Source organism: Reyranella sp. (genome assembly GCF_044224635.1).
Classification (GTDB): domain Bacteria; phylum Pseudomonadota; class Alphaproteobacteria; order Reyranellales; family Reyranellaceae; genus Reyranella.
The window spans coordinates 387,491-399,331 of sequence record NZ_JBGAKA010000001.1 but is presented as its reverse complement, the minus strand read 5'-3'; the positions used below and the strand labels follow the sequence as shown (position 1 = coordinate 399,331).

At 59.0% G+C, this 11,841-nt stretch carries 8 protein-coding genes; 4 read left to right on the top strand and 4 right to left on the bottom strand.

All coding sequences use genetic code 11. The features are described 5' to 3' along the window. Positions 1-156: 156 nt before the first annotated feature. The gene (locus tag ACILR9_RS01820) at positions 157-645 is read left to right on the top strand and encodes a J domain-containing protein (protein ID WP_395708166.1); all 489 of its coding nucleotides are present in this window, start codon (positions 157-159) and stop codon (positions 643-645) included. 550 nt (positions 646-1,195) lie between these two features. Here ACILR9_RS01820 and ACILR9_RS01815 read toward each other — a convergent pair. Together ACILR9_RS01815 and ACILR9_RS01810 are read right to left on the bottom strand one after the other, a co-directional pair. Then, entirely contained in the window at positions 1,196-1,591 is a 396-nt protein-coding gene (locus ACILR9_RS01815) for an MgtC/SapB family protein (protein ID WP_395708165.1), read from the bottom strand. Between the two features lie 270 nt (positions 1,592-1,861). Continuing rightward, positions 1,862-2,134, bottom strand: coding sequence for a hypothetical protein (locus tag ACILR9_RS01810; protein WP_395708164.1), 273 nt, complete (start codon positions 2,132-2,134; stop codon positions 1,862-1,864). 243 nt (positions 2,135-2,377) lie between these two features. On the opposite strand from ACILR9_RS01810, the gene ACILR9_RS01805 reads away from it, so the two are divergent. The 3 genes from ACILR9_RS01805 to ACILR9_RS01795 all read left to right on the top strand — a co-directional run bounded on the left by ACILR9_RS01805 (position 2,378) and on the right by ACILR9_RS01795 (position 6,358). Further along, positions 2,378-2,692: a hypothetical protein gene (locus ACILR9_RS01805; protein ID WP_395708163.1), complete on the top strand. Its 315-nt coding sequence runs from the start codon at positions 2,378-2,380 to the stop codon at positions 2,690-2,692. Between the two features lie 557 nt (positions 2,693-3,249). Next, the gene (locus ACILR9_RS01800; RefSeq protein WP_395708162.1) at positions 3,250-4,533 is read left to right on the top strand and encodes a tyrosine-type recombinase/integrase; all 1,284 of its coding nucleotides are present in this window, start codon (positions 3,250-3,252) and stop codon (positions 4,531-4,533) included. A gap of 454 nt (positions 4,534-4,987) precedes the next feature. Further along, positions 4,988-6,358 (top strand): porin, encoded by a 1,371-nt coding sequence (locus ACILR9_RS01795; protein ID WP_395708161.1) that lies wholly within the window; start codon positions 4,988-4,990, stop codon positions 6,356-6,358. Positions 6,359-6,792: 434 nt separating this feature from the next. Here the strand turns inward: ACILR9_RS01795 and ACILR9_RS01790 are convergent, their stop codons facing one another. Together ACILR9_RS01790 and ACILR9_RS01785 are read right to left on the bottom strand one after the other, a co-directional pair. Further along, complete coding sequence (locus ACILR9_RS01790) at positions 6,793-7,365, bottom strand: hypothetical protein (RefSeq protein ID WP_395708160.1); 573 nt, start codon at positions 7,363-7,365, stop codon at positions 6,793-6,795. Between the two features lie 2,336 nt (positions 7,366-9,701). Next, entirely contained in the window at positions 9,702-11,828 is a 2,127-nt protein-coding gene (locus tag ACILR9_RS01785; RefSeq protein WP_395708159.1) for a heavy metal translocating P-type ATPase, read from the bottom strand. Between the last annotated feature and the right edge of the window lie 13 nt (positions 11,829-11,841).

Here is an 11,841-nt window from a genome sequence, read left to right as displayed (position 1 = left end):
ATGGACCTGCCCCCCGGCCACGGCCGTCTGTGGCTCCCAGGCATGGGGACGCGCAGTGTTCCCTACTTTGCCCCCAACTACTGGAAGCGCAGGCAGGGGGCGGAGTGGGCCGCGCGCGTCAAGAAGAACCCGTTTCGGACAGGTTGAGAGGTAACCATGCGCGGCTTCTTCAGCGCCATCCTTGAAGGGTACAAGGAACAACGTGTCAGGTCGGGACCTTCGCGGCCCTTCTTTGAGTGGACGTCACGCCCCGTCAGTGCGCCTGGCGCGACCGAGCAGGTTACCGAAACGTCTGAAGCGCCGGTCGAGCCGGACATAGATGCAGGCAGGGATTTCGCCCGCGAAGCCGAGCTCGAGGGAGAGCTACGCCAATGTGCGCAGGAGCTAGCCGAACTCGCCGAGTATGCCGAGCAAATGCGTGACCGCATCGCCGAACTTGAAAGCCTGCCGCCGGAAAGCGAGACCTTTGCCGCGGTGCTGCGACTTCGCGGCGTCGAGAAGTGGTTACGGGCCAAATTTCATCCAGACAAGCATCCCGATGCTGATGAGGAAGCCCGGCAAGCCTACACGGAGGCGACACAGCATATCAACGCCGCCTATTCAGCCCTCAAGCGGCAGGATCGTCAGCCGACCGACGACGACTAGCGTGCCGTCATCCTTCCCAGTCCCTGCCTTCGAGAGGCACACCCGCCATGTCGACAAACAACCGCAACTTCGGACCGCTGAACGAAACGCACCAGAAGGTACAGGCACTCCTCGACGGAAGGGACAAGGCGGATCGCCAGCACGAAAATGGTCCTGAGGGGCTAGACCGATCGGCAACCAATCGTCCAACGCGCGACATCGGATCTCTGCACGCCACGCATCAGAAGGTCCATGAGCTCCTCGCCTCGCGTAGTCCCCAAGAACGGCAAATTGGGCGAGCTCACGACAACGACAGGGATGGTCCGAGCCGTCCAACGGATCAACCATTGCAGCGTCCGCGGCCACCGGGCGTCGGCGGCATGGAGGCAAATCAGACCTACGCGGCTGACTTGATAAAGTTTAATGCCGCGCTACGGCGCCAGGGTAACGGAGGCGGCGAGCGGGAGAGGGAGGATGCTTTCTACAAGCGGCATCCGGACCTCGTTCGCGATGGCGATGGCGCAAAGAGGCAAGAACCTGAACAAACCCTCCAGCGCCATGGCCCAAGCCGCTAGGTGCTATCGCCCTTTGGTCTGCCGGAACTATCAACCGGCTCCTGCTTGAATGGTGCCAGCAACCGCAGGGTCGCCACGTTCACGACGCTCAGAACGACCGCCATGTCATATAACTCATAGGCGGCGGCCGCGCCGATCACGCCCACATTCCAGACGCTGGCTGCCGTCGCCGTTCCGTATGCGGCCCGCTTGCCCTTAAGAATAGCCCCGCCGCCGATGAAGCCAATCCCGGCAATCAGCCCCTCCAGCACGCGTGCCTGGGCCTCAAGGCTCTCCTTCATGACCTTTAGTGCGACAAGCATCAACCCGCAGCTCGCCAGGGCGACCAGCGGGAAGGTGCGAATGCCGGCGCTTCTCTCCGCCCGCTCCTGAATAGGCGAGAAGGTAAGCAACCCCGAGCTTGATCAGATGGTCAAAGAATTCGGGCGACGTCAACGATTGCAGGCCGGACATAAATACGCATCTCCGTTTTAAAGCTGCGTGATCGATATGGGGCGATGCGTTGCAAGTGCACGATAGGGGCGATCAGGTGCGAGAGGCACGTCGATACCTATCGTATGTCATTGTCCGCGGGACGCATCCGAATGTGATGAGGAGCAGGATCGCCAAGATCGACGAGTAAACGCTCTTCTCTCATTATTGAACGAAACTACCACGCTCCGTCATTTGACCGACACGCAGTCGAACTCGACATCATTCGCCGACACGTAGCGCTTATGACGGTGCGGCGACAAACGACGAAACTGCGCTGATTTACCCAGCGCGTCGCAATACTTGTCGGCAAATGGACGCGCGTGAGCTTCATCGCCGGCATCGAGTATGGTAACGGAATCTCCGTCGCCCTCTATTTTATGAGCGTCTTGCCCCGGCGCGCAGGCCCCGAGCCATAAGGCAAATGCGAAAGTCAGCCAAAGGCGCCGTGGAAGCTTCTTCATGAATTCGCTCCTCGCCGTCACTTGCAAGCCAATGCCCGCAAGATTCCAAGCACTACGCTCAGCGCATATGCAATATGAGCGCAGATTCCCATGTCGAGCAACGAACATGACAGGGGACTGCGTCGGTGGTTGGTTACACCGTGACGCGTGATGGCCAAGCTGACCATGCGCGCGGTGAAGGGAACATGAGCGCATCTACGCACGAGCCGTGCTCCAAGAGCTGCGTCTAGCTGGAGGAGGAAAATGACTGACGACGAGATCGCTTTTCGCGCGGCGCTCAACATCCTGCGCGACACCATCGAGAGCGGTCGCATGCCTTCCGGCCTGACGCTCACGTCCGAAGCCAAGGCGCTTCATGAGAAGGCTGCCGACCATTTCGAGAAGCTGGTGCATGTACAGGCTGATGACGCCGCAGACGAGATCACTGTGCGAATGTCGAAGGATCAAGCACTCGCGCTGGTGCGCCTCATCGATCGCCGCGGCGATCGATGGGACGAGACCGAAGCCGCCGGGGCTCTTTGGCGTGCGCTGGAAGCCGCGGGCTATGAGCCGTCTTAAGTCCCCATCCGACTCGTCACGATTACGGTCTGCTGCAGCAAGGATGCGACGGAACAACGCAGTTGAGGCAAGTAATCTTATGAGACTTACTGAGTAGTGTGAAACAACTAACAGAGAGATGTGGGTAACCACCTTGCGTAGACTGACTGTGAGGGACACTAAATGTGGTAAGTGGTTGTTGCAAATGCGCCACAGGTGATAGGAGAATCGCGGCTCGTCGCGTCGCTGTGTTGACCCGAATGACGCTTAGGTTTTCTTATGAACGCGCCAGCGATCAACGAGAGAGGGAGAATGATTCGCTTGGTGGACCGAATCTCTAAGTCTCTGATTTATAAACAAAATATGTCCTGAATTTTGCAATTGCGCGCCTCAAGCTTTTGTGAGGTGACGGTACGAAAGACGGTACTTTTTCCCTTGCCTCCGCAGCGTTCCGGAAGTTACCGTCAAACCAGATAAAAGAAAGTTGCTTAAAGAAACTTAGTGATGAGCAGAACGCTCTATCCAACTTGCCTCCTCTTCGAGACCCGCATTTTCGGTGGCGTCAAGCGGAGGCGTGCTTGCTTACGATTACTACCCTCAAGCGGCTGAGGCCGCGGGACAGGGATTACAAGGTTTCGGATCGCGACAGCATGTACGCGGTCGTGAAGCCGACTGGCGCAATAATCTTTCGCTACGACTACCGTCTCAATGGGAGGCGGGAGACCCTCACCATCGGACGCTATGGGCCTCACGGCACCAGCCTGGCCGAGGCTCGAGAGAAGTGTCTGGACGCTCGCCGCGCCGTCGCGGATGGGCAGTCACCGGCACAAGAGAAGCAGCGCAAGAAACGACGTCTGAAAGAAGCCAAAAGTTTCGGAGACTTTGGTGGGCAGTGGATCACAAAGGCTCCAATGGCAGAAAGCACCCGCACAATGCGTCGCATCATATATGAGCGCGACATCGCCTCCTTGTGGAAAAACCGTTTACTAACAGAGATTTCCGCCGACGACTTACGATCTCTCTGCATCAAGGTTCGCGATCGTGGTGCTCCGGCGACGGCTATTCATATCCGAGACATCGTCAAACAGATCTTCGGCTTCGCAATCCTGCATGGTGAAAAGGTGTCTAATCCCGCTGATGAGGTTGGTAAGGCGTCGATCGCGACGTTCGTCCCGAAAGATCGGGCATTGTCGCCTGCCGAGATCCGTATCCTGCTCCAACAGTTGGAAATGGTATCCACGTTGCCGACGATCCGACTGAGTTTTCACTTCATCTTGCTCACCATGGTGAGAAAAGGCGAACTCCAAGATGCAGTCTGGGACGAAGTCGACTTCGACAATGCGGTTTGGACGATCCCCAAAGAGCGCATGAAAGGTTCTCGAGCACACAACGTCTACCTGGCGCGGCAATCCCTGAGGATCCTGAGGACGCTGAAAGAGCACGCAGGTCAGTCCCGGTATCTGTTGCCATCGCCTTTCAAGTCAGATGCTCCGATGTCCCGGGCAACGTTCAACCGGGTCACAGCCGCAGTTGCTGCCAGAGCCAAGAAGGAGGGGCTACCGCTCGAGCCGTTCACCGTGCACGATCTGCGGCGCACCGGGTCCACCATGCTCAACGAGCTCGGCTTCAACCGGGACTGGATCGAGAAGTGTCTCGCCCACGAGGAAAGCCGCTCCTCGCGCGGCGTCTACAACAAGGCCGAATATGAGGAGCAGCGTCGCCATATGCTTCAAGAATGGGCGGATATGATCGACGCCTGGGCTCAAGGGCAGAAGCGGAAGGCCACGCTCTATCCGCCATCCGAGCTCCCGCCCAAGACAAATGCTGACAACGGGCTAGAGAGCCAGACCAGCTCATTCTGAAGCAGGGAACCGCCCGGAAGTCGGACCAAGCCTCTCCCATTACTCCGGGAGCGCCTAGGTCCGCTTCCATGCAAGGTGAGGCCACCGCCGTCCACCTGGCGCACTCCTCCCCCAGAGGCCGGGCCTCCAAGCCCCTCCCTCTCGCCCGGGACCAGGGGCCACTAGGTTTTTCCAGTCAGGCTCCCTCGGGCGGAGCTAACTGGAAAAATGTTCACCCCCGGAGTGACTGAGCGAAAACGTCACACCTCCCAAACACCCTTCCTGCGTCTGTGCAGGGCATTTGCAATCGTGTGTTGCATATGAAGTGCAGCAACAGAACAGTCACAAAAGCGCGTGGGAACGCTGTTTTCTCGATTCCAAGTGACGGTACGAATGACGGTATCCTGCAAATCCCGGAATCCAGAAAAGCAACTTAAACCTGAGTATTTCTGCCCTCGTTGATGATCGAGGGAGAATGATGAAGAAGCTTTTACTTGGTTCGACCGCCTTGGTCGTCGGGGGAGCAATGACCGTTCCGGCCATGGCTGCTGAACCGATCAAGATGGGAATCGGGGGGTACTACACCTTCTACGCGATGGCCGGTGGCATCGACTCCACCTACGCCTTCAATGGGGGCGTAACAGCCTACAAAGGCTTTGCGTTTACGCAGGAAGGCGAAATTCACTTCCTCGGTCAGACAAAGCTCGACAACGGCACGACGGTGGGGCTGACAGTCGAGCTTGAAGCATGGAATCCGACTGCTGTGATAGGTTACACCTACATCGACGAAGCTTTTTTGTATGCCTTCGGCGACTGGGGACGTGTCGAGTTGGGTGCACGCGACGCGGCGACCTATCGAATGTACTACGGCACGCCGTCTGCGCTGATCGGTTGGGGCGCCATTCAGCACAACCACAACTGGGCGAACCAAGCTGTATTGCTAAACAACAAGGCTTATAGCCGGACGATGGCCACGACCATCACTCCCACTTGGCAGGACTTGAACCGAATCAACTACTTCACGCCGCGCTTTCAGGGATTGCAGATCGGCATTGGCTACGCACCGAAGCTCAACGGCTTTGGCTCACAGTTCAATGCTGCGGGCATTGGTACTGGCCCAGGCAATGTCAATGGTCTTTGTGGTGTCACTGCTCCGCAGAACATCAACAATTGCCCGACCGCCGACTATGCTTGGCAAGATCTCATCGACATCGGTGCCAACTACCTGAACAAGTTCGGTGATCTCACGGTCGCACTGTACGGCGCCTTTGCCTATGCCTCGTTCGTCCCCGGCTACATGCCGTTCACACCAGCTGCAAACATGGTGACGGGTGCCAACCTGTCGTCTTGGAAGCAATGGGTGGTCGGCGCGCAGTTCGGCTACGCTGGATTCACCGTCGGCGGCGCAATCGGTTGGGACAACAACGGCCTCGGCGCCAACTACTTCACCGGGGTCGACAACGACACCCGCTTCTACACCGCCGGTGTCATGTACGAGACCGGGCCGTGGCAGATGTCGTTCATGTGGGCGGGCTTCTACAACACCAACGGCAACGGGTCGGCTAGCGCAGCCGCGATCGCGCCGGGTACCAACGCCATCACGACTAACATCGCATCGGCGACTGGCATTCCGGGCGTCAACAGCACGGCGTTCAACGGTAACCCGGCGACCTCGCTGCTGTTTGGATCGGAAACCATCAATAAGTGGGAAGTCGGCGTCAACTATGCGCTCGGACCCGGAGTAAAGATGGTCGGCGGTGCAATGCTCTATCAGGCATCGGGCCCGACCAATCTCGTCAGTGGCAACTCGTGGGTCATCCTGCTCGGCATGGACCTGCGCTTCTAGGCTCAACTTTGACAAATCAATGGAAGAGCGGGCGCAAACCCGCTCTTCCTCCCTTCCTGGGCTACGTGCCTGACGGACTGTCATTGAATGACTACGCCCTCGACTGATTATGTTCGACGCGTCATCACAAATCGTCACTCGGTGCAGAGCCTGCGCAAGCTGGGTAGGCAGGCTCTCACCGACGATCTGCGATCCGACACCATCATCGCGCCGAGCTTCATGATCGCGCCCGTCCTCCCTCGCTCGGGCTCACAGTGGCTGCCCGCCAACGATGTCGGTCCGATCGCCGACACGCGTGAATGTAACGATCCCTCAGGTGTTCCAATCACCATGCTGTCAACCGCAGATCTCGACGCGGCCGGCTCCCCCAGCCTTGCCGCGACCCGATGCACGTTCCACGGGTGCAGCAATGCCCTCACGGTAGTGGATTGCACCTATTGTCTGCGTAGATTGCGTTCACGGGCGGCCCTCAAGCGCTGGCTTGAGACCTGTGGTGCGGCATCAATTTCCTGTCGCAGGCGCGTGACGCGCTCGGCAACTTCAGCCAGCAAGCGTTCAAGCATCGCCAATCGACGAATGCTTGAACTCGTACCCGATACGCGGATGCGGATACAATCCTCACTCAGCGAGGCTAAGCTCACCAGCCCTTCTGACCAGAGTGCGGCCACGCCCTGCGTCAAAAGACGATCAACCGCTACCGCCGACCGCCAGCGAAAATCCGACAGATGATCGGACGAAAGCGGAGCCCCACCACGCAGCCATCGGAAGCCGTGATGCACTTCGGACAAGTGCTCGAGCTGTCGAGCACTGCCAACGCCTTCAATGCAGGCATAGAGCCAGAGCGCCAGAAGCATGCGCGCGCCAGGCGGCGGTTGGCCCGGACCGGCGATCTCCGGCGCCGTCGGTTCATACAACTCCGCCAAGTCTACGTACTGCACATAGGACCAGACGGCGCGGGCCGGATGATCCGCACCGATCGAGGTGCTGACCTCGACATGCTCGAACACGATAGCTTCCCTCGAGTCTGTCGAGTGTGCGGACACTCGCTCCGACCAGACTGGTACTTCCTTCCGCGCCACATCCTCACGCGATCCATTTACTTGTTCCATCGTCGCGACTCCTCGCTCATCGATCTGAAATCATCTGCCTTTGACAAGCGCTCGGTAGCGCTTCTCACTTTTCTCACCGTCAACTACTTTGGAGTTCCTCGCGCCTACTTTGCGCCAGCAATCTCTACGCACGTCGCTGCTGGCCCGTGCTCAATAGAAACACGGGACGAACACTTCGCTTTGGGTAGCGCTTCCCGACCCTCCGCGCTGTCGGACGGACGCCGTAAGCGTATTACTTCAACGCGCTGCCTGAGCATGCGGCTTTGCAAGTGCGCTACGAAAGCCGAGAAAAAGACCCGCAATCACGCTTTGGGTGGTGGTCCAGCGATCTTAGGCTTGAAGGACGTGAGGCGCACGGCCAGAAGCGGCAAGACATGCGCGCGGACTTCAAAGAGAGCCTGGTCCGCGGGAACGACGATCGCAATACATACGTGACATCTCTCGACCACAGGACGATCGGCTGAAGGCGGAGCGGGGTCCTCCGTCGCATACACCGCCGACGGCGACTTGAAGGGTATCGACGCTTCACTGCGCGCGCTAGGATGAAACGCCGTAACAAACGCCAGCGCTAGCAACCAAAGCGCCGCCAGCCACCTCTTGAGGATAACTCGAACCGGCGGAGGGCGGAAATAAAACACCATTAAAGGATGCTGCCAGAAAAAGATCTTCGTCAATAGATATCTTGAGAATATTGTGCCGCCCGCAAAGTTGGAATATTCACCGGCAAGCAATGAAAGTTATCTCGCCACAAGTAAGTTTGTTTCCCTTTCACTTTAGAGCACAAGAGTGCCCCAGCTCTGCTCTCCACCGAAACTTCTTCCGGCTCGACGCAGAGGACAACTCATGCTCGTTCGAGCGGTGGCAACTGTGAGTGCGGCCACCGCGTGTTTCGTCGCTTCGTCCGGAGTGAACCCGGCATCGGAACACTCCGGATCAGGTTGTCCTGACAAAAGCGCTAGCGCCCTCTCAGGACGGGAGCGAGCCTAATGCTGAGCTGTACCCCGATGCATGTGCACCCTGTTGCGGGCACCGGCCTCGATATATCGGCCTTCGAGGTCTGCTCCCTCTCGGTCCAGGACGACATCGGCGTTTGCAGGGGTGCGCAGCGTTATCTTTGACGCGGTGATCTCGCAACGCGTCGCCCAACCTGTGCGCGCCAGTTCATTGGGCACAGCCCACTGACAGCCGACCCGCCGGTCAGGGAGTTTCGTAACGATCAAAACGCGATCCTCAGTGACGAGGCGCGTAAAGTTCGCATCATCCAGGTATCGATATCCCGTCCAACGTCCAAGCGCCCAGTCACCAACCGTACCCTGATACGCCGAGTTTGCGGGCGCAGAAGCAGGCGTTTGCGCGAAAGTAGGGCTCGCGACGGCAGAGGCCAATGCGATCATCATGAGAGTCTTCTTCATAGTTGCGATTCCTTGAAAGTTGCCTGCAGAATCTCTTTGCTGTGCGGCAACGCGTTATCTCTACTTACTTCGAGTTCACTGGGGTGGATGGCGCAGAAGCGAAAGTCAGACGCCTATGCGCCAACCGCATGGATGTTTGGTTCGCAACGTTCAGCTTGTTCAAGCTATCGCTGCGAAGAACTGAGGCTGACCGACAGCGCGACTGTGAGTGGCGCCTGTGACGACCGATGAGTATTGCCTCCCGCAGCTGGTGCGCACAGGCATCAGCAGTTGCGCAAGGGCATGCAGACCCGCTGGCAACCAGGCGAAGCATGGTCATCTCCGCTCTCATTGTTCGACAGCCGCGTCAGGTGGACGCGGCAAACGCGAGGAACAAATGATCAGAGTTTAGGCGGCGGGCCTGTCGTTTTAAGCTGAGCCGATATCAGGCGAGTTATGTGCGCGAGTGGTACTTGCCCATGCTCTGGATCGCTGCCTTCGGAAAGCGAAGCCGCGATCGCCGTGCACACATGACATTGCTCGACGACCAGTCGATCAGAGGCTGGCGCTGTATCATCGCTCGCAGCCGATACCGCGACTTGACTAGCAATGATCCGCGCTGCTCCGCTGGGGCCGCACATGTGCACGGCCGTGACCAACGCAACAGCGAGCGAACACAGGACCGCAATGATCCGCATCGACCGGGATTTAGTCCATCGGACATTCGTGCGCAGCACGAACCCAACATGGTGACGATCCATATGTCTCGTCAATGACGACACGGAAAAAGTTTCGCGAAGGCCGTACGATCTTTTCATAGCGGCGATACCCGGCATTCGTTTGCTACTGCTTCTTGAAACGCAGCAATCGGAGCGCATTGGCTGTCACGAGAACTGTCGCGCCCGTATCAGCCAGGATCGCCATCCAAAGTGGTGTCTCGCCAAACAGCGTCGTGACGAGGAACACACCCTTTAACCCGAGCGCCAGCGTTACGTTCTGCCAGATGTTGGCCAGCGTCGCCCGCGACAGGGTGATCAGCTCGGCCACACCGGTTACGCGTTCTTTGAGAAGTGCCGCATCTGCCGTTTCAAGCGCCACATCGGTTCCGCCACCCATGGCAATTCCAACCGAGGCAGCCGCGAGCGCGGGTGCGTCGTTTATCCCGTCGCCCACCATCGCGATTGGTCCGGATGACTTGTATTCCGCGATCGCCTTGAGCTTGTCGTCGGGCAGCAGGTCCGCACGCGCTTTAAGGCCGAGCGCACCGGCTATCGCTGCAGCGGTGCGGGCGTTGTCGCCCGTCAACATGACCGTCTCAACGCCAAGGGCACGCAGTCGGTCGAGACCTTCGCGAGCGTCGTCGCGCGGTTCGTCGCGCAGCGCAATGAGGCCGAGCAGACGCTTCGCCTCCAGGACGGCGACGACGGTTTTTCCCTGGCGTTCCATCGCCTCGATGTGCCTTTTGGCTTCACTATCGAGCTCGACCTGTTCGGCTGCATACCGCGGAGAACCCACCGAGACGAAACCGGATGGCAGCCGAGCCGTGACGGCCTTGCCCCGGGTTGCGGCACTTCCTCCGACCGTGCGGGGAATTTCAATGGCACGCGCTGCGGCCGCCGCGAGGATGCCCACACCGAGCGGATGACTGGAACCACGCTCAACCGCAGCAGCCTTGGCAACGAGTTCGTCGGCCGAGCCACCGAAGGGGACGACATCCGTCACCTGCGGCTTGCCCCGCGTCAAAGTGCCGGTCTTGTCGAACGCGACAGTCTTCACCTTGCCTAACACTTCAAGCGCGGCGCCGCCTTTGACCAGTAGTCCGCGCCGTGCACCGCTCGCCAAGCCCGATGCTACAGCTGCAGGGGTCGAGATCACCAACGCGCAAGGACAAGCGACCAGAAGAACGGCAAGGCCCCGATAGACCCAGGTCGACCAGTCGGCATTCCAGAGAAGGGGCGGTCCGATCACCACAACCAAAGCCAGTACGATCGCTGCCGGGGTGTACCAGCGACTAAAGCCATCAATGAAACGCGCTATAGGGGCTTTCTGTGCTTGCGCTTCCTCGACCGCTCGAATGATGCGCGAAATCGTATTGTCGGCGACGGCCCGGCTGATGATCACCTTCAGCTCGCCGTCGGCATTGATGCTGCCAGCGAACACGGGCGAACCAGGCTGCTTTGGAACGGGCACGGACTCCCCGGTTACCGGCGCCTCGTTTACGTCGGACTGCCCCTCGCGTACCTCCCCGTCAGAAGGCACGCGGTCACCGGGCCGCACCATGACGAGATCGCCAGGCACCAGATCTTCTACGGGCACAGTCTCGATGGTTGATCCGTTCATCCGCTTCGCAGTACGGGGGACGAGTTCCATAAGCGCTTCGATGCCTGCTCGAGCGCGGCTGGCGGCGATTCCTTCCAGGAGTTCGCCGGTCGCAAAGAGAAAGACAACGACGGCAGCTTCGGGCGCCGCACCGATGATGATCGCGCCAACGGCAGCAATGCTCATCAGCGTTTCTATGCTGAATGGCGTACCCATGGTGGCACCGGCATAGGCCCGACGCACAATGGGTATGAGGCCAAGCAAGGCCGCTGCAGTGTAGAGCCAGGTCGACCAAGCAGGCGCGAGCTGCGAGATGAGAAAACTCGCAGCCAACAAAACGCCCGTGCCAATCACCAAGCGCCCGCGCGCTTGGCGCCACCATGCCGGAGCTGCGGACATGGGCGATCGACGCGTGCCACCGGCACCAGCCGTGTCCGCGGTCGCTACAAATCCCAGCGCTTGAATGCGCTCTTCAATTGCAGTGCGGGTGGTCTGACCTTCGTCGACCTGTAGCGACATGGATGCCTGACCGAAACTGACCGAGATGTCGCTTACGCCAGGCAAGCGATGCAGGGCATTCTCGATTTTGGACGCGCAGGATGCGCAATCCATGCCCTCTATCCGATACTTCAGCGCATTACGTGATGTCATGGCGTGCATCACC